We start from the raw sequence: 19564 nt of genomic DNA, 5'->3' as shown, positions 1-19564 counted from the left end.
GGCGCGCACCGCCAAAGCTCGTCGGGCCCGCTGAGCCCTCAGCCGAACGAAAATACGGCACTCGGCTTTGTCGTCGCGACATGGCCGGTGCCGACATCCGCCACCGCATACTCAGTGACCAGCTGAAGCCGTCCGTGTGGCAGATGCGCCCGGCCGGGATCGCCGACAAGCACCTCGATGCCCGCGCTCACGCAGCGGTCGAGAAAGGCAGTCACACGCTCCGCAAGACCGGCGTCGTAAAACAGATCGCCAACCGCAACGATATCCACCTCGGGCGCCGGACCGCCGGTCAGGTCGCCGCTGACAGCGGTGACCTCGACACCGTTCAGCGTCGCATTGAGCCCGATCGAGGCTATCCCGTTGCGGTCGATCTCGGCGGCAAACACAGCGCTCGCACCTGCCTTGGCGGCGGCAATGCCGACCAGCCCCGACCCGGCGCCAAGATCGAGCACGCGCCACCCCCGCACCGTTTCGGGCCTCTCCAGAAAATGCCGCGCCAGCACCAGCCCGCCGGCCCACTGATAGGCCCAATAGGGCGGCGGCGGATCGTCGCCCTCGCTGTCCGCATCGCCGGCCAGCCGCCACAGCCCGCTTCCCGGATGCGCCGCATAGAGCCTGATCTCGGGAACCGTCGCCACCGCTACCACATGCAAATTGGTGCGGATGAAATCAGCGGTTTCCGTTTGTCTGTCCTGCCCAATGCCTTGGTGATTCAATGTCCGGTCCCAAACCGTAGCTACGATGCGTCGAGGTCTAGCACGCGGCCGGCCAGACGTGCCGCAGAAATGTAGAGCCCCCGACCGCCGCCTTTGCACAGCCGGCAGCGACAGGATACCGATATCGCCGGCGACATCCGTTGGAGGAACAGGCGCGACTATGCTGATAACAGCAAGCAAAAGGCATGGCGCCACCGCCTTCGGCACTGCCGTCCTATGGTTCTTGACTGTTTTCGTCTTGGCTTGTTGGCCGGCGCAAGCGACAGACCGCACGATCTATCTGACCTTCGACGACGGTCCGCTCGACGGCACCGGCAACATCCTTGACGTGCTTGAGGCTGAAAACGTCCCGGCCACCATGTTCATGGTCGGCTTGCACGCCAGATCCAGCCGGCAAAGCAAGGCGCTGGTCGCCCGCGCCAGGACCATGCCGCTGGTTACCGTCGGCAACCACAGCTACAGCCACGCCTACGACAGGTACCGCAAATTCTACGCCGACACCGAGGCGGTTGTCGCCGACATGGTGCGGGCCAATGCGGTGCTCGGGCTCGAGGCGCCGACCCATGCCCGGCTACCCGGCCGCAACGTCTTTCGCCTGCCCAACATCTCGACCAACGACCTGTCGATCGACCGGATCGAGATTGGCATCGAGCAACCGGACTACGAGTTCGTCGCCGCCACCGGCTTCTGGCTCTACGGCTGGGATCACGAATGGGTTCACGACGGCACCGGCAAACCGGTGCAGAGCGTCACGAGGCTTGTCAGCGAAATCGACCATATGTTCAGCGGCAAGCTCCGCTTTGTCAGCCCAAACAAGCTCATCCTGCTGATGCATGACGAGATGTTCCAGAACACCTTCGATGGCACGGCCAATCTCACCGCCCTCATCCAGGCGCTCAAGCAGCGGGGCTACGGCTTCGGACAAATCCCCGATTACGATCCATTGAAGTAGAGCGGGGCAGAGCCTGAGAGGCTGACACGCCCGAGGCCGCCGCCCCGCAGTGACGATGAATTCAGCCCATCTTGGCGATGATCTGGCGCATTTCAGCGGCGTCGAAAGCCTTGAGTGTCTGGGCTTTCACATTGCCAAGTTCTGAAATGGACAGGCTGAGTGCCGTCGCTGTCAGGTCGTCGGGCGCTTCGATGACGCTGACGACGTCGTGCTTGCCAAGTGTCCACAACAGCGTGTGCACCTTGGCCCCGCCCTTTTCGGCCATCGCCCTGAATGCATCGGCCCGCTTGGTCGTCTCCCGTACGGTCCGGGCACCTTGTTCGGTGAAGTTCACCAGGAAAACATAATATGCCATGCTGACCTCCCTCTGTTGAGGAGGCGTGCGGGCGCATCAGGCGTTGCCGCCGTTTCTCCCGCCTGCACACTAGCACGGGTCGCCGTGGCTGGATGCAGGCGGGGCATAGGCTTTAGGAGCTAGGGCCGCATGTCGCGGCCCGGCCGGCTGGCGCAGGCCCGCGCCAGCGCGAATGCTGCTCAGGCTTTCAGCACACCCGACTTCTTCGCCGTCCAGGTGGCGATGTAGTCCATCAACCCGGGCGACAGGCAGTCATAGGGCTCAAGCCCGAGTTCCTTCAGCCGGCCACGCACGCCGTCCATCTCCGCGGGATCGACGCCCGCCTCGATGATCGACGACACGAAAGCGGCAAAGCCGGGCTCGGCCCAGCCGGCTTCCTCGAAGCGCTCGGGATGGATGAAGTCGAGGCCCTTGAAGGCGTGGTCGCGCTCGACCGGACCATACATGTGCACACCGCAACCCTTGCAGGCATGGCGCAGGATGAGTGCTGAAGGATCGACGACGGCAAGCTTGTCGCCGTTCTCCAGCACCGTCACGTTTTCATGCGCGGTCACCGCGACGACCGAAAACTTGGCGCCTTCCGGCTTCCAGCATTTGGTGCAGCCGCAGGCGTGGTTGTGGGCAACCTGCCCCTTGATCGCCACCTTCACCGGTTTGTCGGCGCAGGCGCAGACAAGCGTGCCACCTGTGAAGCTTGAGCTGCCGGGTTTGACCCCGCCGTCGAGTGCCGGATGTATCGATACTGAAGCCATGTCCTGTTCCTCCCTGTTCTGGCGTCCTGGCGGACACCAACAAAAGCTATGCGGCAAAGAACTCTATGAGGCTGGTCCCATACGATACATGTCGCGGGCGCGTTTGTGCATATCCGTCGTTCAGATTGCCGTGAGTTTGGGCCTCAACCCTGGCCGCCCGACCGCCTCAGGCGGCCGGGCCGGCAAACAGGATCAGGTTTCCATCGGGGTCGACAACGATGAAATTCCTGGCACCCCAGGGCTCTTTCCGCAGCCCCTGGTGGAAGCCCACGCCTGCCGCCTGGAAGTCGAGGAACAGTTGCTTGATCTCGTCCGCGCTGTCGACGGTGATCGAGGCGGACAGCAGGTGCTCGCGTTCGCGGATATCGCCTGCAAAGACCGGCTCGCACACCAGCCGCAGTGCAAGCTGCGCCTTGTCCCTGACGACCTGTCCGTAGAATGGCGGCTCGCCATGGACGAAGTCGACGCCAAAGCCGAGCTTGGCGGTGAAGAACGCGCACGACGCCTCGATGTCGGCGACGAAGAGCTGCGCTGCGGTCGAACTCAGAATGGGTCGTGATGTGGCCTTGATGGGATCGTTCATGACGAGGGCTCCTGATTTGAGCGCCTGCCAACCCGCAAAACCGCGCTGCCGCGCGACAAGCTCCTGCGCGTCGGCGAGCTTGAAGGCAGCCTGCATCACCTCGATGTCGTCGAGATGATGAAATCGCGGCAAAGCCGCCCTGATCTCGGCGGCAACAGGGTGATAGCCTTCGCGATGCCAGCGCAGATATTGCTTGGCCTGCTTCTTGAGGTTTTCGAGGTTCGGCATGGGCGCAACTGTTGGATATCTGAACAGTAGGCGGGCATTGCCCTTTCGGCCTTCGCCGATGCGCCCTACGCAGCCCCGAAATCCTGCCCCGCCCGGTTCGCCCTTGTCAATTGCCGGGCAAGACGCGCCGCGGTGGCTTGATCGCCCCGCGCCCTGCGCGTCCAGGGGCTTCAGTTTTGCCGTGTTCACGGTGTTGCATTGTCCAACGCCGGCGTCTTGGGCCGCGGGGCTTCGGAATTGTCGAGATCAGAATTTGTAGTTGAGACCGACCTTCACCGCATGGGTCGTCAAGTCGGCGTCATAGCGCGTCCAACCATCTTGCGACGAGGCGGTCGCCGTTCCGAAATCGTAGTAGGCGTACTCGACCCTTGCGGTCCATCGATCGGTCAATGCATGCTCAACGCCTGCACCGAGAGTCCAGCCGGTGAAGTTCCCGCCCGAGGCATTGACCAGGCCGATCCCGCATGGGCCGTCGTTCTTGCAATCATCATCGAAATTGACATCGGCATTGAGGTAGGCGACGCCGCCCTTGGCAAAGAACAGCGTGCGGTCTGCGGCATAACCCAACCGGGCGGTCAGAGCGGCGTAGAACCCGCCATCGATGCTGGCGAAGGAGTCTGCCGGCGAAGACGGCTGCACGAAGGTCTCATCGATGCCGAGATAGCCCAGCTCGACTTCCGCGCCGTAAACGAATGAACCGCTTTGGAAGCTGTAGCCGGCCTGAACACCACCGATGAAGCCATTGGAATTGCCGCCGAATACCTCGCCCTCGACGTTCCAGCCGTCGACATCGGTAAAGTCGGTGTTGCTCCAACCATGCCCGAGATGCGCACCAACATGGATGCCCGACCAGTCAAAGGGGTCGCCCGGTGCGATCTGTTCGACGGCCGCCTCGCCGGCAAGCACGTTGGTCACTCCTCCGACAATGAGGGCGAAGGCCACGATCGCTATTTTCATTTTGTGTCCTCGAGACTTCGAGCCCCGGTGTTGCATTGTCCGGCGCCGGCGTCTTGGGCCGCACCGCATCGGAATTGTCGTCGAAAGCAGCGTGGCGATTTTCTTGGCTGACGTGGCTGGACTGCGTCAGCCGCCTCCCGCCACTGGGTGCAATGTCGCGATCAAAACTTGTAGGCGAGACCCAACCGAAGATCGTGGCTCTTGAGGCTGGCCTTGATCCACTGTTCACCAAACCATGTCGTGCCAAATTCCTGGCTGCCATAGTCGGTGTAGCGATACTCGGTTCTGAGCAGAAAATTCTCGGTGACAGCGTATTCCAGGCCCGCGCCGAGGTTCCAGCCGGTCCATGTGCCCTTGATCGGCGTATGGTCCGATCCATCCATGTGGCGCAATGTGAACTCGTATCGCGCCGCAGACAGGCCGCCTGCAATGTAAGGCATGAAGCGGTCCATGGCATAGCCAAGACGAGCGCGAAGCGCACCATTCCAATTGACGTTGGAAACCAGCGCATGATCCAGGTCGGACGTACCATCCGCAAAAAGCGCAGGGGCCTTTCCGTCGATCCCCGTGACGTTTATGTCGGCGTCTATGCCCAGCACGACATTGTTTTGAAGCTGCACGTTGTAACCGGCATAAGCACCTCCGAAAAAGCCGTCGGGATCGGGATCGGAATAAGTGCCGTACGAACGGATGTAGTGCGATTGGGACCAGGCATGCCCGGCCTGCAGGCCGACATAACCACCGCTCCAGACAAAGCCGGCCGGTGCAATCTCGCTTGCCGCCGCATCGGCGGCGAGCGTCTCACCCGAACCCCAAAGGATGAGCGCTGCCGCGACAACCATCGTTTTCATCTATGCCTTGCCCCCAGGATACCCCGCGCATCCCCGCGGGCTTCGAACCCCGGTGTTGCATTGTCAGTTGCGGGTGTCTTGGGCTGGGCCGCACCACAATTGTCGTGGAAAGCAATGCCGTGCATTTTCGGCCGGTGTGGCCATTCAGCCTCGGTCCAGGCGAAGCTGCCGCCGGCTGACGCTTACCTCGCTCCGCTCGGCGTCGTGCCAAAGCGGCGGCGAAAGCAGCGGTTGAAATAGGATACGTCGCTGAAGCCGCACAACAGGGCGATCTCGCTGATCCGCATCTGGTCGCAACGCCTGTCCGAAAGCATCTTGTGCGCCCGTTGCAGGCGCAACTCCAAAATGCGTTCGGCAAAACTCACTCCGGCTTCCTGCAACAGATCATGGACATAGCGCACCGACAGCCGCAATTGCTCGGCAACGCGCTGGGCCGAGATCGCAGGGTCGGCGAAATTGTCCCGCATCTTCGCCAGGATCGCCTGCAGCCTTGCCGCGCGCAGTCCGCGCATGCCCGCCAGCTCGGCTGTCTCGCCTTTCGCCCCGATCGCAAGGCCGATCAGATCGACGATCGTTTCGGTCGCGTGCCCGATCAGCTCTTCCGAAACGATAGCCGGGCCGTTCTCCAGAAAGCTGCAATAGCGCTTGAGCATGGCGAGCGCTTCATTGTCGGCCCCGATGGGCAGCGCCAGCCGGTCGTTGGCATCTGCAAGGGCATTGTCGAGCAGCGCCTGGGGGACCACCACATTCATCCAGATGTTCTTGTCGCCGCCGGTCATCTTGAGCGCCTCCGAGGCCGAAACCAGGGCAGCTTCGCCCTTGCCGATGCTGTAGTCGCGGCCGACCTGCGTGCCGCTCAGCAGGGTGTCGCCATTGTTGACCAGCAACAGGTAGCCATCGCGGCCATCGTCGGCGATGTTGCGGGCCTTGCGGGAGGCGTGTTTGATCGTCCCGGCCATCCGCCCGAGCACCAGCGGCCCCATGGCGGTTGCTTCGATATCCGCTTCAAACGGCAGGTTGCCCGAGATCGAGTACTCGACCGACCAGATCTCGGCGACATGAATGTCTTGCCAAAGCGCGAACCTCGCCTGTTCGGTGAGGTGCTGGGGCAGGTCGTTGGATGAGAAAACATTCTTTTTCAAAGAATAACCGGCCCCCGCTGCACGTCCATCTTCTTTGGAAAAGCAGCCTATGGGACCAATTCACCTCTTGTCCAGAGCAAGCAATTTCAGTGCCGTCGAGGTCAATTCCATTGCTGTACAAGACAACAATTCGGTCTGTCTTGGCCGCTTTGGTCGTGAGCTGCCGCCATCGCCGGCAGAATCAGGCAGCTCTCACGCCAGCGCCCACTCCACCGCCGCTTCGGCATGTATGCCGGTGGTGTCGAACAACGGCACCGCACTGTCTTCGGGCCCGACAAGCAGCATGATCTCGGTGCAGCCAAGGATCACCGCCTCGGCGCCGCGCGCGACGAGGCGCGCGATCACTTCGCGATAGGCCTGCCGCGACGAAGCCTCGATCCGCCCCTGCACCAGTTCCTCATAGATGATGCGATGCACCACGGCCCGGTCGCCGGCATCAGGCACCAGCACCTCGAGCCCGTGGCGTTCGGCGAGCCTTCCCTTGTAGAAATCCTGCTCCATGGTGAAGGCGGTGCCGAGCAGGCCGACGTGGCCGAGCCCGGCGGCGCGGATGCGTTCGGCGGTCGGGTCGGCGATGTGCAGCAGTGGTATTGCGATGGCGGCCTGCACCTCATCAGCCATGCGATGCATGGTGTTGGAGCAGATGACGACGACGTCAGCCCCGCCGCGCTCCAGCCGCCGCGCCGCGTCGATCATCTCCAGTGTCGCCTCCTGCCAGCGATCGGTGCTCTGCAGCGCCTCGATCTCGGCGAAATCGAATGACCACATCAAAATGCGCGCCGAATGCAGCCCGCCACGCAGTGCGCGCACCCGCTCATTGATAATGCGGTAATATTCCGCCGAGCTCTCCCAGCTCAAGCCGCCAATAAGACCAATGACCTTCTGCGCCATGCCGCCCCTGCCTCCGCTCGCTCGACCGCGATTTCCAACCCGGCCGGTCTATCGCGGTATCCCCGGAGGGGACAAGCGCGAGAGGACATCTGCCGCGATGACCAGGCGTCAGTGCAATCCGCCGGGGCAATTGAAGCGTTGCCGGGCCATTTTCACGATGTAGCCGGCATCTGCATCGCCAGCTTCCAACTTTAGGCCGAAAGGATCTCCGATCTCATCCCTGATGCCCAGTATGTCGACGAGCGTGTAACGTGCCGACGGCTGGTCCTGATCAGACGGGTTACAGAATATTGCAACGAGCTCGCACCCGAGCTCATCGTCGCGGAATTTTTTGAAGTAGTCCTTGGCGAGATGTATCGCCGACATACGGCTGTTTCTAAAACCCAGATCGGTCGCAGACATGATCAGCTTCCGCAATAGCGGACGGTAGCGATTGACGAGGCCGAGGTAACGGACCAACGCCTTGAGTGCTGTTTCGCCATAGACGTCACGTTCAGGACCGTGAAGATAAGGCTCGATCAACAAGGCATCGTCGGCGGTTCCGCAAAGCCCAACGACATACAAGGCTGAACTGATGTTACCCCGCTGCGCTCGAAGGATGCCGCGCGCGTAATCCACCTCAAGCGAGCTGACGGTTCCCGCTTTCACCCCTTGCGCCCGTTTTTGAATATCGCTGATGTTCACAGTAACCTCACACATTGACGTTCTCGGATTTTTGCCGGCGCTTCGAAACCGCGCAAGAGATGGCAGCTAAGGGCCTGATGTCGGCTGCGTCCCCCTTATCGCTGTCCGCCCCTCCCCAGCGTGCGCTCGACCTCGGCCAGGATCCACTCGCGAAAAACCTTGATCTTGGGCACGTTGCGGCGCTCCTCGGGATAGACCAGCCAGAAGCCGGAGCCGTCGGAGCCGACATGCTCGAAAGGCTGGATCAGCGTACCATTGGCAAGCTCGTCACGATAGAAGATCGGCGTCAGCATCGCCACGCCATGGCCTGCGATGGCCGCGATCGCCTCATAGGCCTGCGAGCCCATCTTCGGCGCCGGGCGCTGCGGCAGCATGTCGGCTGGCAAGCCGGCGCCCACGAACCACTCGCCCCACCACAGGTCGCCGGGATCGATCTGCGGCAGCCTGAGCAGGTCGGACGGCGCCTTGATCCCGCCGATCGTCGCGGCGAGCTTCGGGCTCAGCATCGGCGCAAAATCGGTCGGCACGATCAACTGTCCAGCCAGTCCCGGCGGCAGGTTTCCGTCGTCCCTGCGGATGACGACGTCGACCTCGTCCGACCGGAAGTCGGTGGTGCGGGTGGTCGTCTCGAGCCGCACCGCGAGATCAGGCTGCACCATCTGGAACGCGCCGAGATGGCGCGCCAGCCAGCTGGCGGCAAATGTCGGCAGCGTCGAGACGACCAGCACGCCGCGTGCCCCGCCGCGCGTTTCGCCCCAGGCCTCGCCCAGCAGCTCGAAGGCGGCGCTGACCTTCGGCGCCAGTGCCCGACCTGCCTCGGTCAGCTCGGTCTGCTTGGGCCGTCTCAAAAACAGCGGCGTGCCGGCACGCTCCTCCAGAATCTTAATCTGGTAGCTCACCGCAGCCTGCGTCGTACCAAGCTCTTCGGCCGCGCGGGTGAAGTTGCCGAGCCGCGCCGCTGCCTCGAAGGCGCGGATCGCCGTCAGCGGCGGCAGCTGGTTGATAGTCATAAGATTTCCTTATGCACTCATGCCGAGGTTCAGTTGGATTCATAGCAAAAACAGAGGGAAAGTGGCGATACCCCCTCAACAGAATTTGACCATCGAAAGTTAGGTGCATGAACACCGCAACCCTGGCCGCAACACTCGGCCCACTCCAGACATGGCTGACGCTGCTCGTGACGAGTACCCGCTGCGGCCGGCGTCGCGGCAGGTTCGATCCGCGCGACGTGTCGGTCCACCTCAACCGCGACCTCGGTTATCTCGACGGCAAGGAGCCGGCCGGGTCGGTGAAATAGCCGAACGGTGGCACGATGCTTGGCTTCCCCAGCGGCAAGCTGTAGCTTCGAATGCAGGCCACATTGCAGAGGGATCCGGCGCATGCAGCTGTCCGCAAGGTCGTTCGCCCGCCGCTGCCTGACATGGCTGTTGCCCGCCATCGCGCTGGCGCCGTTCCCCGCATCTGCCCAGACAGTGACAGCCGAGCAGGTCACCGCCGCGCTGGCGAAACTCGAACAGCTGGCCGAATCAGCCGTTGCCGATGGCGGCGTGCCGGCGCTCGCCATCGGCGTCGTGCATGACGACAAGGTCGTCTTCCTCAAGGGTTTTGGCGTGCGCGAGGCAGGCAAACCCGAAAAGGTCGACGCCGACACGGTGTTCCAGATCGCTTCGATGTCCAAGCCCATCTCGGCAACTGTCGTGGCAGCGCTTGTCAGCGACGGCATCGTCTCTTGGGATGCGAAGATATCGGACCTCGACCCGGCCTTTCGGCTCGCCGATCCGTATCCGAGCAGCGAGCTCACCGTCCGCGACCTGTTTGCGCATCGCAGCGGGCTTCCCGGCACCGCCGGCGACGATCTCGAAGACATCGGCTTCGACCGCGCCGAAATCCTGCGGCGCCTCCGGTTCGTGTCGCCCTCGTCAAGCTTCCGGGCCGGCTATTCCTACAGCAATTTCGGTCTGACACAGGGAGCAATCGCCGCAGCCAAACCGACGGGAAAGCCCTGGGAGGCGATTGCCGAGGAAAGGCTCTACCGTCCGCTCGGCATGACCTCGACGAGCTCCCGCCACGCCGACTTCGTCAGCCACGCCAATCGCGCCGCGCTCCACATCAAGGCCGACGGCGCCTGGGTAGCCAGGGTCGAGCGCCGGCCGGATGCGCAGGCACCGGCGGGCGGCGTCAGTTCGACAGTGCGCGACCTCGTCCAGTGGCTTCGCCTCGAACTCGCCAACGGCAGCCATGACAGCAAGCAGCTGATCGCAGCCGCGGCACTCGACCAGACCCATCTCCCGCTGATGGCGCGCGGCCTCAACCCGGTCAGCGGCGGCCAGTCCTTCTACGGCCTCGGCTGGAATGTCGAGTTCGGCCGCCATGGCCTGAGCTGGGGCCATGCCGGCGCCTTCAGCGTCGGCGCCCGCAGCCTCGTCACCTTGTTTCCGAAACAGCAGCTCGGCGTCGTCATCCTGGCCAACGCCTTCCCCACCGGCGTGCCCGAAGGCCTGTCGGACGCCTTCGCCGACCTCGCCTTCGACGGCAAGGTCGCAAAGGACTGGGTTAAGGACTGGGATGCAATCTATGCCGGCCTGTTTGGCCCGGCGGTCGCGGCAGCCAAGGCGACCTATGCCAAGCCGCCTTCGCCGGCGACGCCGGCTCTTTCAGGCGAGGCCTATACCGGCCGCTATGCCAACGACTTCGTCGGCGATGCCGTTGTCGCCGCCACCGCAGATGGCCTTGTCCTCAAGGTCGGCCCTGATGGCGCCAAGTCCTATCCGCTGCGCCATTTCGATCGCGACCTGTTCCTGAGCCTGCCTTATGCGGAGCTACCCGACATGCCAGCGGCGGTCAGCTTCGCGATCGGCCCCGGCGGCAAGGCATCCGCCGTGACGATCGAGTCGCTCGACGGCAACGGACTTGGCACGCTGCAGCGCGTCGGAGACTAAGCCTGCCGGCCTCACGCTCCCTTGACGTAGCCCTGGGCCTCGACGATCCGCCCGTCGCGCACGCGCATCAGATTGACCCCGCGCACCGAGCTTGCGTGGTCAGCACCCCACACCAGCCGCCACCTGATCTCGCCGCGGTCGCCGCGGGCGATGATGCTTTCCGGTTCGAAATGCGCGCCCTGCATCGTTGCAATCCCGCGCCACAGCGCGATGCAGGCAGCCTTGCCTTCATGGCGCGAGCCGTCGGGCGCCGGCTGCGTGTTTTCAATGACGCAATCGTCGGCAACGAGATCGTCCAGCGCCGCAGGATCACGGGCCAAGAATACCTGGTTAAACCTCTCGAGGATCGTTTCGGTCTGGAGGCTCTCGGTGTCGGAAAAACTTCCGCTTGTCATGATGGGCTCCATTTCCTGGGTCAGGCCGCAAGGCGTGGCGCAAAGAAGACGCCGTTCGAACTGGGGTAGAGACCTTCCGCCTTGAGTGCTTCAAGCACGCTCGGCCGCGAGCCGATGCCTTTCATGAAGGCTTCCAGTTGCGGCCAGCGCGACAGGTCGATGCCGAGCCATTGCGACCAGTTAAGGCAGACGAACAGGTAGATGTCGGCCACGCTCAGCGTGCCACCAGTGAGATGACCGTCCTCGAGCCGCGACGCTACCCAGTCGAGCCGCGCCGCGACATGCTTGTGCAGCACCTCCTTCACCGGCGCGTAGGCAGACGCAAACATCTGCCCCATGGGCTTATGGATTTCAGTCGATACAAAATTGAGCAGCGACTGGATTTTCCGGCGCTCCTGCGCGGTCTGCGGTGCCAACCCGCCTTCCGGCTTGAGATCGGCAAGAAACTGGACGATCGCCGGCCCTTCGATGACGATCTCACCATCGTCGAGCACCAGCACCGGGACATAGCCGTTCGGGTTGATTGCAAGAAAATCCTGGCCGTCGCTGGTCCGCTGCGTGGCCCGCTCGACATGGATGATTTCAACGTCGAGCCCGAGCTCCCGGGCAACAATAATGGGGCGACAGCGAACACGCTGCCTGGTGGATATAGAGCTTCATTCTGGTCCCTCCTGCCGGTGCGCGACGAACTGCGATTGGCAGCTCGACTTTTATGCGACATCGCATATAATACTCGAGACTGTCAATATTTTTATGCAAGGTCGCATATAATGAGCAATGCCAAACGTGGACGCCCGATCGAATACGACCGCGACCTCACTTTGCGGCGGGCGGGCGACCTCTTCTGGTCGGTCGGCTTTGGAGCAAGTTCGCTCGACGCATTGAGCGAGGTGACCGAGATGACGCGACCGAGCCTGTCGGGCGCCTTCGGTGACAAGGAAGCACTCTACATCGCAACGCTCGAGCGCTACCGGGACACCAGCGTCGCTGCGATGAACACCATCTTGAGCGCGGCGCGACCGCTGCGAGCCGAGCTGGCCGAGGTCTACGCCAAATCGACGGATTCCTATCTGGCATCTGATGACGCTGCGCGTGGCTGCTTGCTGATTGGCACCGCCTCCGTCGAGGCCGTGCATCGCCCGGCAGTGCGCCAGGTCCTCCAGCAGAGCCTGAGCAAATTCAACGCCATTTTGGAGGAGCGCCTGCGCAAGGCGATTGCAGAAGGCGAGCTTGGCGCTGACGCGGATGCGGCAGGCCTCGCTTCCGTCGCCTCAGCCGTCATGCACTCCCTGGCCGTGCGCGCACGCGCCGGCGAGCCGCGGGCGGCACTAGAGCTGTTGAGCAAGGCGGCGATTGACTTGATCTGCGGCGGCAAGGACCCCGCCGACACGATCAGCTAGGTCTTCGTGCAAACTGGAACACATCGGCCGGCCTACCCCGCAACAGTGGATAGACGGGAAGCCGCGCTTTCGGCGTGGCCCCCAAAGCCGGTCAAGCGCCGTGCAAGTCGGCACGCGGACAAGGTGAGCGTTGCGTTCGCGGCTCCCGGATATCCTGCTAAGAGGGATGTCCCCTCGATTGCTTTGCATTGTCGCAGATTTCGTACCATGAGGGCTTTTCGTCAACGAACTCATGGAGGCTGTTCTTGACCTCCAGATCGCTGTCGAGGGCATTGGCTGCGATAGGAAAGCTGTCCATATCGGACAGGATCTCGCCCAGCGATGTGCCGCATATCTTGCAGAAGCATCGTTCATACTTGTAGGGCGCTTTCGGCTGGAACAACTGGACATGCTCCTGGCCCTCGACCCACCTCAGGTCTTCTTTTCTGACAAACACGATGGCGCTCGCACCAACCTTGCGGCACCTTGAGCAATGACAGGTGCCCATCATCGACGGCTGGCGCAGCAGCTCGAATTTGACCGCTCCACAGCAGCAACTTCCATTGATCATAGGCGGTTCCTTTTGCCCAAAACGCGAATCTACAAGAACAATACGTGAACAAACGAAGCTTCACAACACCAGCAACGCGACCTGTCGAGGCGTGGATAGATCCAGCCGCAAGATCTCCCCAAACATTTGATCTCACTCGTTTTTAAAAATATTTTGCGCCGTTTTCTCCACGCCCGGCTGACCGCGCCTATACTTGCCTGCACTGCCCTCGAAGGAGCGATCGGCCATTGCGGACGAAGGGCCAAGCCGTCGCGACGCGCAAGGAAGCGGTAACCCTGCTGTGGTGAAATGCCGGCTTCGCCGAAAACAGACATTGAACTGGCCGAGCCCCGGCGCAATTTGGCAGGCAGCCTGCCATTCCACGGAGACGAATGATGAAGTTGCTGGCTGTTTCGCTCGCCGCCCTGCTGGCAGTTTCGATGCTGCCCGCGGCGGGGAGCCCATTGGTATCAGGGCATTTGGTGCCACGCGCCTTGCCAGCATCCGACGGCCGCCCCGTCGTCAGGATCAATGGCTGCCACGGCGATGTCCGCGACGCCTACATAGCCGAGGTCGGTCGCCGCGCGCCGCATTACCATCTGCGTGGCAACTGTCAGCCGGTGCTTGTCGAGGGCGACCGCGAGACGCGCCGGCGCCCGTCGGCGGATTGCCACCGCGATGTCCGCACCCACCGTGTCGACGGCGTCATGCTCAGGCATCGCCATGTCGGTGACGATTGCCGGATTCGCGAGGTGAGAAGCTCATCCGTCGGGAACTGAAGCAACATCTCCCGGCATCGGTTGCCGGGAGATGTCTGTTCGATACGCTCAGCAGGCGCCCTGGTCGACGACGCGGAAGCCGGCGGAATCGGCCTCACAGGCATTCGGGAAGGTCCTGAGCGCGCCGCCGCGCTGGCCGCAGACAGGACGATACTCCCTGGTGCAGAACTGCTCGTTGCCGCCTCCGCCGCCGTTCCAGCCACCACCGCCACCATTGCCACCCCCGCCATTCCAGCCGCCGTCACCACCACCGCCGCGGCACTCGCCGCCACGGATGATGCGGTAGCCGGCTGCTTCGGCCATGCAGGAATTGGCGAAGGTCTGGCGGTCGCCGCCGCGCCGCGCGCAGACCGGGTCATATTCGCGTGTGCAGAACTGCGGGCCCGGACCCGGGCGCGGCGGCCGCGGGCCGGGCCCGGGGCCGTCCTCGACCACCACGCAGGAGGCCAGCATCAGCGACAGCAACGACGCGACTGTTGCTTTTCGCGCAAAGGTCTTTGCCGAAAAAACCATGGAAATAGCTCCCTCTCGTTCCCGCCCGTGCGGGAATTGTTCCAGCCCCTGCCCCGATCCTGGCGATTCTGTCAACGAATGCAATCCGCAACCGCGCAACTGCACCCAACAGGCGCGGCAATCTGGCCAATGGCGCTATTAGAAATGTCGTATATTTATGCGACGCTGCGAAGTGCCTTCGGCTTAGCCGCGACATCTTGCAACCTACGCGTTTCCATGCAATATCAGTCTCAGTTCGGGCGTTTGCTGACCCGGAGACTGGAACGTTTTGTACGACCCTTTCCCCGATACTGTGAATCTCTGACGACCCCGTGACTCGGCGGGGGGTTTAATCGTGCGCAAATGCATGACCGCCAAGCAAAACCACCGACGTGCCGCCGACGCCAGGCGGTCGGCATGTCCAGACCACTGAACGGGTGAAGGAGTTCTCCCAATGACCCAGACCGGTACCGTAAAGTTCTTCAACGCAACCAAAGGCTTCGGCTTCATCACGCCGGACGGCGGCGCGAAGGACGTTTTCGTCCACATCTCCGCTATCGAGGCTTCGGGCCTGCGCACGCTCGTCGACGGCCAGAAGGTCAGCTTCGACGTCGAGCCAGACCGTATGGGCAAGGGTCCTAAGGCTGTTAACCTCCGCGCCGGCTAAGCCGCGTAAGGTTTTTTTGCTTTGTTGAAGGGCGCGGTGGGTTACCACCGCGCCCTTCTTCTTTGACGGGTCAGCTCTGCCACTATCTCTCGTCAAATCAACGGGATAGCCGCACAGCGGCACTCTGGCGACCCGCTCCGAACCATGGCATAGTCCCACCGTGGGGGCAGCAACGCCTCCCACCCTGGAGGAGGCAGACCATGAAGTTGCTGAAATCTCTCGGTGCGGCCCTGCTTGCGGCAGGCCTTGGATATGGCGCTCCGGCGGCGGCCATGCCGGCAGGCGACCTGCCGCAGATCGATGGCGGGCTGGTGATCCAGGTTCGCGGTTGCCACGGCGACCCGCAGCGCCATTTCGTTCCTGAATTCGGCCAGACAGTCTGGCATCACCACCGCCGGCCCGATTGCCGGCCGTTACGGGTTCGCCCGCCGGTGCAGGTGCGCGATTGCCACCGCGAGGTTCGCCGCCATTTCCTGCCGCGCTACGGCAACGTGCCTCACCGCCATGTCGGCCCCAACTGCCGCGTGCGGGTCTACTCCAGGTTCGATCCGCACCGCCCGCGGCCACCGTCATGCATCCAGATCGGCCCTATCCGCTACTGCGAATATTAAGCCGCGAAACGCTTTCCAGACGGCCACTTAAGCCCGGCATTTGCCGGGCTTAAGTGCTGCTTTCGGGCGCTGCTGGGGCGCAAAACTTTTGCTTGCCGATGATCCAAAAATAAACGACAAATTTCCACTTCGGGCATTTGCCGGCCCGAAGACTTGGAATTGATGGGATCAGAGGAGTTTCCCATGCCGCAGACCGGCACCGTCAAGTTCTTCAATCATGCCAAAGGCTTCGGCTTCATCACGCCGGACGACGGAGCGAAGGACGTCTTCGTTCACATCTCGGCCGTGCAGGCGTCGGGTCTTCCCGGTCTTGAGGATGGGCAGAAGGTTTCTTTCGACACCGAGCCGGACAAGCGCGGCAAGGGTCCCAAGGCCGTCAATCTGACCGTCGGCTAAGAGCCTTCGAAACGGCCGAAGTTTTACGCTTCGGCCATGTACGTCATTGCCTTCGCCGCCGCGCATGCTGGCGCTTGTCGGCGCTGATTTCTTTGACCCTTTGCGCCTGAAAATCCGTTCAGGCTGCGTTCAGGCTCGCTCCCTTAGACACATTGTCGACGCTAATTTCTGGCCTTGATACAGGCCTGACGGCGAAGGAGACCGACATGAACCGCATCATCAAAACCCTCGTCCTTTCGGCAGCCGTTGCCGCCACCACGCTGACCGCACTGCCCGCGGCCGAGGCCGGTGAACGCTGGCGCCGCCACAACCGTCACGACAACACCGGCGCGATCGTCGCTGCTGGCGCGCTTGGCCTGATCGCCGGCGCCGTCATCGCCGGCAGCAACCGCCCGCAGCCGGTCTATGACGACTATTACGATTACGAGCCACAGCCGCGCCGCGTCTATCGGCAGGAATATCGCCAGGATTATTACCGCCCCGCGCCACAGCGCCGCGTCGTCTATCGCGAAAGCTATGGGGTCGAGCCGTGGTCGCCTGAGTGGTACAGCTACTGCTCGGATCGCTACCGCAGCTTCAAGCCGCGCAGCGGCACCTTCACCGGTTACGACGGCCTGGAGCACTTCTGCACCGCCAACTAGAGCGCCGTGCGTCCGAATGGACGCACAAAGGACGCTCTAACTCATTGAATCTGCGCATCGTGCTTTCCGAAAATCGATTCCGATTTTCGGGCCGATGTCGCTGACCGCAGCCACGGATTTCGGCTGCAGTTGGACCGAAGCCTGAAGCAACGACAAGGACGGCGCCAACCCTGGGGTTGGCGCCGTTTTTCATGACGGGCAGGTCGCCAGGCGGCGACTGCCCGATTTCAGACCAGGTATGGATTGCTGCGGCGCTCGTCGCCGAAACGGCTGCCCGGGCCGTGGCCGCAGATGAAACCGATCTCGTCGCCAAGCGGCAGAAGCTTCTCCTTGATCGAACGGATCAGCGTATCGTGGTCGCCGCCGTATAGATCGGTGCGACCGACCGAGCCCTGAAACAGCACGTCGCCGACATGAGCGAACTTCGCGTCACGGTTGTAGTAGACGACATGGCCGGGCGCGTGGCCAGGGCAATGCAAGACCTCGAAGACATGAGCCCCGAACGACACGGTTTCGCCTTCGGTGAGGAAGCGGTCCGGCACGCAGTTACGTACTGAACCGGCCATGCCAAACTTCTGGGCCTGGGTCACGAGATTGTCGAGCAACGGCTTGTCGGCCTCGTGCGGGCCGACGATGTCGACGCCAAGCGCCTCCTTGAGCTCCATCGCGCCGCCGGCATGGTCGATGTGGCCATGCGTCAGCCAGATGGCGGTGATCTTGATGCCATTGTCCTTGAGCACCGACAGGATGGTTTCAACATCGCCACCCGGATCGACGACAACACCGGTCTTGTCGTCGGTATCGAAAAGGATCGTGCAGTTCTGCTGGAAGGGCGTGACCGGCACGATCCCGGCATTGAGCTGTCCCATGGCGGGTCCTTTCCTTAGAGCACCGTGCGTTCGAAAGGACGCACAAAGGACGCTCCAACTCTGTGAATCTGCGCATCGCGCTTTTCGAAAATCGACTCCGATTTTCAGGCCGATGTGCCGAGTTGGCCCCGACATAAGGACTGACGCGCAATTCGTCCATGCACAATCTAGTAGTCTGGCTAGCAGGCCGGCAGTTGGGTCCAGCCGTTTGCTTGTCCCAAAAATGAAATGGGCGGCCGTAGCCGCCCAATCCGAATTCCAATCTGAAGCGTGCTTATTTCTTCATGGCACCCATAATCGCGCCGACGATGGCCGTCACGATGGCGCCGCCGCCAGCACCACCAACCACGTCGCCGAGAATGCCGCTGAGCGCACCTGCCGTTGCCGGATCGGCCGCACCGCCGAGAAGGCTGCCGAGGATCTGTCCGCCGGCGATACCGCCAACGCCACCGGCGATCAGCTTCGTCACCTGCCCCATCGCCGCAGTCTTGATCGCCGCGCCGACGGCCTGTCCACCGATAACGCCGGTCACAATCTGTATGATGATAGGAAGAAGCGATTCCATAACAATTCCCTCCAAATTGCATGCCGGCCCTCAGAATGCCGACAACAACATCAGACGCGGAAATCCCGGAAAGTCAAATTGAGCGTGGCACAAACAAAAAAGGCGGTTCGAAACCCGCCCTTTTGCCGTGCTTAGGTATTGATTTGACTTATTATTCAGCAGCAATCGCGTGCTTGGGCTGAACTGCCGCCGAATAGTCGTTCATCAGCGTCTTGGCGATTTCGCCGACCTCGAATCGGTACTGCCCGATCTCCGAAACCGGCGTCACTTCGGCCGCCGTGCCGGTCAGGAAGCACTGCTCGAAGCCTTCCAGTTCCTCGGGCATGATCACCCGCTCGATGACCTCGAGGCCACGGTCCTTGGCCAGACCGATGACCGTGCGCCGGGTGATGCCGTCGAGGAAACAGTCAGGCTTCGGCGTGTGCACCTTGCCGTCCTTGACGAAGAAGATGTTGGCGCCGGTGGCTTCAGCGACCTGGCCGCGCCAGTCGAGCATCATCGCGTCGGCATAGCCCTTGGCCTCGGCTGCATGCTTGGACAGCGTGCAGATCATGTAGAGGCCGGCAGCTTTGGACTTCGACGGTGCGGTGCGCGGGTCGGGCCGGCGCCATTCGGCAATGTCGAGGCGGATGCCCTTCAGCTTCTGCGCCGGGTCGAAATAGCTTGGCCACTGCCAGATGGCGACGGCGACATTGATGCGGTTCTTGTGGGCGGCGACGCCCATTTCCTCGCTGCCGCGCCAGGCGATCGGGCGCACATAGGCGTCCTTGAAGCCCTGCTTCTTCAGCAGTTCGCGGCAGGCATCGTCGATCACGTCCACCGAATAGGGAATGGTGAAGCCAAGGAGCCGGGCCGATTCATGCAGGCGCTCGGTGTGCTCGGTCAGCTTGAAGATCTCGCCGCCATAAGCACGCTCGCCCTCGAACACCGCGCTTGCATAGTGCAGACCATGGGTTAGTACGTGAATCTTGGCGTCGGCCCATTGGACGAACTCGCCGTTCATCCAGATGAATCCATCGAGCTGGTCGAAAGGAACGGATGCCATGGTAAACCTTCCCGCAGGCGGGGAGCCTGCCTATCGTTTCGTATCGTTCTTAATGGCCCGTAAGGGGCCTGCTGGATAAAGCGTAGGCGGGTCAGAATACCAAAGCAAACTCACGATGTTTCGGA

General features: G+C 62.4%; 25 protein-coding genes and 1 pseudogene. 9 read left to right on the top strand and 17 right to left on the bottom strand.

Annotation, left to right across the window (positions count from 1 at the left end):
- Positions 1-38: 38 nt before the first annotated feature.
- Positions 39-638, bottom strand: coding sequence for a class I SAM-dependent methyltransferase (locus ACHMW7_RS12550; RefSeq protein WP_395450547.1), 600 nt, complete (start codon positions 636-638; stop codon positions 39-41).
- 238 nt (positions 639-876) lie between these two features.
- Here ACHMW7_RS12550 and ACHMW7_RS12545 point away from each other — a divergent pair, with 238 nt between their 5' ends.
- Positions 877-1668 carry a polysaccharide deacetylase family protein gene (locus tag ACHMW7_RS12545; protein WP_395450546.1) on the top strand — a complete coding sequence of 264 codons (792 nt, stop codon included), beginning with the start codon at positions 877-879 and terminating at the stop codon, positions 1666-1668.
- Between the two features lie 61 nt (positions 1669-1729).
- Here ACHMW7_RS12545 and ACHMW7_RS12540 read toward each other — a convergent pair whose 3' ends face one another.
- From ACHMW7_RS12540 to ACHMW7_RS12500, 9 genes are all read right to left on the bottom strand, one after another.
- Positions 1730-2023, bottom strand: coding sequence for a GYD domain-containing protein (locus ACHMW7_RS12540; RefSeq protein ID WP_395450545.1), 294 nt, complete (start codon positions 2021-2023; stop codon positions 1730-1732).
- Positions 2024-2202: 179 nt separating this feature from the next.
- Entirely contained in the window at positions 2203-2775 is a 573-nt protein-coding gene (gfa, locus tag ACHMW7_RS12535) for an S-(hydroxymethyl)glutathione synthase (RefSeq protein ID WP_395450544.1), read from the bottom strand.
- 166 nt (positions 2776-2941) lie between these two features.
- Entirely contained in the window at positions 2942-3586 is a 645-nt protein-coding gene (locus tag ACHMW7_RS12530) for a VOC family protein (RefSeq protein WP_395450543.1), read from the bottom strand.
- Between the two features lie 246 nt (positions 3587-3832).
- On the bottom strand, positions 3833-4543 hold the full coding sequence (locus tag ACHMW7_RS12525; protein ID WP_395450542.1) for an outer membrane protein: 711 nt from the start codon (positions 4541-4543) through the stop codon (positions 3833-3835).
- 161 nt (positions 4544-4704) lie between these two features.
- A complete protein-coding gene (locus ACHMW7_RS12520) occupies positions 4705-5394 on the bottom strand; it encodes an outer membrane protein (protein WP_395450541.1) in 690 nt (229 codons plus the stop codon).
- 182 nt (positions 5395-5576) lie between these two features.
- Complete coding sequence (locus ACHMW7_RS12515) at positions 5577-6536, bottom strand: helix-turn-helix transcriptional regulator (protein WP_395450540.1); 960 nt, start codon at positions 6534-6536, stop codon at positions 5577-5579.
- A 192-nt stretch (positions 6537-6728) separates the two neighbouring features.
- Positions 6729-7427: an aspartate/glutamate racemase family protein gene (locus tag ACHMW7_RS12510; protein ID WP_395450539.1), complete on the bottom strand. Its 699-nt coding sequence runs from the start codon at positions 7425-7427 to the stop codon at positions 6729-6731.
- A 108-nt stretch (positions 7428-7535) separates the two neighbouring features.
- A complete protein-coding gene (locus tag ACHMW7_RS12505) occupies positions 7536-8111 on the bottom strand; it encodes a hypothetical protein (protein WP_395450538.1) in 576 nt (191 codons plus the stop codon).
- 95 nt (positions 8112-8206) lie between these two features.
- The gene (locus tag ACHMW7_RS12500) at positions 8207-9121 is read right to left on the bottom strand and encodes a LysR substrate-binding domain-containing protein (protein WP_395450537.1); all 915 of its coding nucleotides are present in this window, start codon (positions 9119-9121) and stop codon (positions 8207-8209) included.
- A gap of 107 nt (positions 9122-9228) precedes the next feature.
- Here ACHMW7_RS12500 and ACHMW7_RS12495 point away from each other — a divergent pair, with 107 nt between their 5' ends.
- Together ACHMW7_RS12495 and ACHMW7_RS12490 are read left to right on the top strand one after the other, a co-directional pair.
- Positions 9229-9408 (top strand): hypothetical protein, encoded by a 180-nt coding sequence (locus ACHMW7_RS12495; protein ID WP_395450536.1) that lies wholly within the window; start codon positions 9229-9231, stop codon positions 9406-9408.
- Between the two features lie 82 nt (positions 9409-9490).
- Positions 9491-11050 (top strand): serine hydrolase, encoded by a 1560-nt coding sequence (locus ACHMW7_RS12490; protein ID WP_395450535.1) that lies wholly within the window; start codon positions 9491-9493, stop codon positions 11048-11050.
- Between the two features lie 11 nt (positions 11051-11061).
- On the opposite strand, the gene ACHMW7_RS12485 is transcribed toward ACHMW7_RS12490, so the two are convergent.
- Together ACHMW7_RS12485 and ACHMW7_RS12480 are read right to left on the bottom strand one after the other, a co-directional pair.
- Positions 11062-11445, bottom strand: a complete 384-nt coding sequence (locus ACHMW7_RS12485; protein ID WP_395450534.1) for a nuclear transport factor 2 family protein — start codon at positions 11443-11445, stop codon at positions 11062-11064.
- 20 nt (positions 11446-11465) lie between these two features.
- A pseudogene (locus ACHMW7_RS12480) lies at positions 11466-12105 on the bottom strand (glutathione S-transferase N-terminal domain-containing protein).
- Between the two features lie 110 nt (positions 12106-12215).
- On the opposite strand from ACHMW7_RS12480, the gene ACHMW7_RS12475 reads away from it, so the two are divergent.
- On the top strand, positions 12216-12845 hold the full coding sequence (locus ACHMW7_RS12475) for a TetR/AcrR family transcriptional regulator (RefSeq protein ID WP_395450533.1): 630 nt from the start codon (positions 12216-12218) through the stop codon (positions 12843-12845).
- Positions 12846-13002: 157 nt separating this feature from the next.
- Here the strand turns inward: ACHMW7_RS12475 and ACHMW7_RS12470 are convergent, their stop codons facing one another.
- On the bottom strand, positions 13003-13395 hold the full coding sequence (locus ACHMW7_RS12470; RefSeq protein ID WP_395450532.1) for a GFA family protein: 393 nt from the start codon (positions 13393-13395) through the stop codon (positions 13003-13005).
- Positions 13396-13766: 371 nt separating this feature from the next.
- Here ACHMW7_RS12470 and ACHMW7_RS12465 point away from each other — a divergent pair, with 371 nt between their 5' ends.
- Complete coding sequence (locus ACHMW7_RS12465; RefSeq protein ID WP_395450531.1) at positions 13767-14153, top strand: hypothetical protein; 387 nt, start codon at positions 13767-13769, stop codon at positions 14151-14153.
- A 48-nt stretch (positions 14154-14201) separates the two neighbouring features.
- Here ACHMW7_RS12465 and ACHMW7_RS12460 read toward each other — a convergent pair whose 3' ends face one another.
- Positions 14202-14666: a Kazal-type serine protease inhibitor domain-containing protein gene (locus ACHMW7_RS12460; protein ID WP_395450530.1), complete on the bottom strand. Its 465-nt coding sequence runs from the start codon at positions 14664-14666 to the stop codon at positions 14202-14204.
- Positions 14667-15099: 433 nt separating this feature from the next.
- Between ACHMW7_RS12460 and ACHMW7_RS12455 the strand changes: the two genes are divergently transcribed.
- From ACHMW7_RS12455 to ACHMW7_RS12440, 4 genes are all read left to right on the top strand, one after another.
- The gene (locus ACHMW7_RS12455; RefSeq protein WP_067959476.1) at positions 15100-15312 is read left to right on the top strand and encodes a cold-shock protein; all 213 of its coding nucleotides are present in this window, start codon (positions 15100-15102) and stop codon (positions 15310-15312) included.
- Between the two features lie 200 nt (positions 15313-15512).
- Positions 15513-15923 carry a hypothetical protein gene (locus ACHMW7_RS12450; protein ID WP_395450529.1) on the top strand — a complete coding sequence of 137 codons (411 nt, stop codon included), beginning with the start codon at positions 15513-15515 and terminating at the stop codon, positions 15921-15923.
- 183 nt (positions 15924-16106) lie between these two features.
- Complete coding sequence (locus ACHMW7_RS12445) at positions 16107-16319, top strand: cold-shock protein (RefSeq protein ID WP_018428999.1); 213 nt, start codon at positions 16107-16109, stop codon at positions 16317-16319.
- A 206-nt stretch (positions 16320-16525) separates the two neighbouring features.
- Positions 16526-16960, top strand: coding sequence for a BA14K family protein (locus ACHMW7_RS12440; protein WP_395450528.1), 435 nt, complete (start codon positions 16526-16528; stop codon positions 16958-16960).
- Positions 16961-17187: 227 nt separating this feature from the next.
- On the opposite strand, the gene ACHMW7_RS12435 is transcribed toward ACHMW7_RS12440, so the two are convergent.
- The 3 genes from ACHMW7_RS12435 to ACHMW7_RS12425 form a co-directional block, all read right to left on the bottom strand.
- A complete protein-coding gene (locus ACHMW7_RS12435) occupies positions 17188-17829 on the bottom strand; it encodes an MBL fold metallo-hydrolase (protein WP_395450527.1) in 642 nt (213 codons plus the stop codon).
- Positions 17830-18103: 274 nt separating this feature from the next.
- Complete coding sequence (locus tag ACHMW7_RS12430; RefSeq protein ID WP_184766852.1) at positions 18104-18394, bottom strand: hypothetical protein; 291 nt, start codon at positions 18392-18394, stop codon at positions 18104-18106.
- Between the two features lie 151 nt (positions 18395-18545).
- Complete coding sequence (locus ACHMW7_RS12425; protein WP_395450526.1) at positions 18546-19439, bottom strand: branched-chain amino acid aminotransferase; 894 nt, start codon at positions 19437-19439, stop codon at positions 18546-18548.
- Positions 19440-19564 lie beyond the last annotated feature (125 nt).

The sequence above is a fragment of the Aminobacter sp. UC22_36 genome (assembly GCF_044056035.1).
In the GTDB taxonomy this organism is placed as follows: domain Bacteria; phylum Pseudomonadota; class Alphaproteobacteria; order Rhizobiales; family Rhizobiaceae; genus Aminobacter.
The sequence above is the reverse complement of the archived record's forward strand: the minus strand, read 5'-3'. Positions and strand labels throughout refer to the sequence as shown.

Bases quoted from the DNA above. Each gene is read 5' to 3' on its own strand.
- ACHMW7_RS12540 (WP_395450545.1), bottom strand. From the start codon at position 2,023: ATGGCATATTATGTTTTCCTGGTGAACTTCACCGAACAAGGTGCCCGG.
- ACHMW7_RS12525 (WP_395450542.1), bottom strand. From the start codon at position 4,543: ATGAAAATAGCGATCGTGGCCTTCGCCCTCATTGTCGGAGGAGTGACC.
- ACHMW7_RS12490 (WP_395450535.1), top strand. From the start codon at position 9,491: ATGCAGCTGTCCGCAAGGTCGTTCGCCCGCCGCTGCCTGACATGGCTG.
- ACHMW7_RS12485 (WP_395450534.1), bottom strand. From the start codon at position 11,445: ATGACAAGCGGAAGTTTTTCCGACACCGAGAGCCTCCAGACCGAAACG.
- ACHMW7_RS12530 (WP_395450543.1), bottom strand. From the start codon at position 3,586: ATGCCGAACCTCGAAAACCTCAAGAAGCAGGCCAAGCAATATCTGCGC.
- ACHMW7_RS12520 (WP_395450541.1), bottom strand. From the start codon at position 5,394: ATGAAAACGATGGTTGTCGCGGCAGCGCTCATCCTTTGGGGTTCGGGT.
- ACHMW7_RS12465 (WP_395450531.1), top strand. From the start codon at position 13,767: ATGATGAAGTTGCTGGCTGTTTCGCTCGCCGCCCTGCTGGCAGTTTCG.
- ACHMW7_RS12435 (WP_395450527.1), bottom strand. From the start codon at position 17,829: ATGGGACAGCTCAATGCCGGGATCGTGCCGGTCACGCCCTTCCAGCAG.
- ACHMW7_RS12440 (WP_395450528.1), top strand. From the start codon at position 16,526: ATGAACCGCATCATCAAAACCCTCGTCCTTTCGGCAGCCGTTGCCGCC.
- ACHMW7_RS12495 (WP_395450536.1), top strand. From the start codon at position 9,229: ATGAACACCGCAACCCTGGCCGCAACACTCGGCCCACTCCAGACATGG.
- ACHMW7_RS12450 (WP_395450529.1), top strand. From the start codon at position 15,513: ATGAAGTTGCTGAAATCTCTCGGTGCGGCCCTGCTTGCGGCAGGCCTT.
- ACHMW7_RS12500 (WP_395450537.1), bottom strand. From the start codon at position 9,121: ATGACTATCAACCAGCTGCCGCCGCTGACGGCGATCCGCGCCTTCGAG.
- ACHMW7_RS12445 (WP_018428999.1), top strand. From the start codon at position 16,107: ATGCCGCAGACCGGCACCGTCAAGTTCTTCAATCATGCCAAAGGCTTC.
- ACHMW7_RS12470 (WP_395450532.1), bottom strand. From the start codon at position 13,395: ATGATCAATGGAAGTTGCTGCTGTGGAGCGGTCAAATTCGAGCTGCTG.
- ACHMW7_RS12430 (WP_184766852.1), bottom strand. From the start codon at position 18,394: ATGGAATCGCTTCTTCCTATCATCATACAGATTGTGACCGGCGTTATC.
- ACHMW7_RS12510 (WP_395450539.1), bottom strand. From the start codon at position 7,427: ATGGCGCAGAAGGTCATTGGTCTTATTGGCGGCTTGAGCTGGGAGAGC.
- ACHMW7_RS12455 (WP_067959476.1), top strand. From the start codon at position 15,100: ATGACCCAGACCGGTACCGTAAAGTTCTTCAACGCAACCAAAGGCTTC.
- gfa (WP_395450544.1), bottom strand. From the start codon at position 2,775: ATGGCTTCAGTATCGATACATCCGGCACTCGACGGCGGGGTCAAACCC.
- ACHMW7_RS12475 (WP_395450533.1), top strand. From the start codon at position 12,216: ATGAGCAATGCCAAACGTGGACGCCCGATCGAATACGACCGCGACCTC.
- ACHMW7_RS12460 (WP_395450530.1), bottom strand. From the start codon at position 14,666: ATGGTTTTTTCGGCAAAGACCTTTGCGCGAAAAGCAACAGTCGCGTCG.
- ACHMW7_RS12545 (WP_395450546.1), top strand. From the start codon at position 877: ATGCTGATAACAGCAAGCAAAAGGCATGGCGCCACCGCCTTCGGCACT.
- ACHMW7_RS12425 (WP_395450526.1), bottom strand. From the start codon at position 19,439: ATGGCATCCGTTCCTTTCGACCAGCTCGATGGATTCATCTGGATGAAC.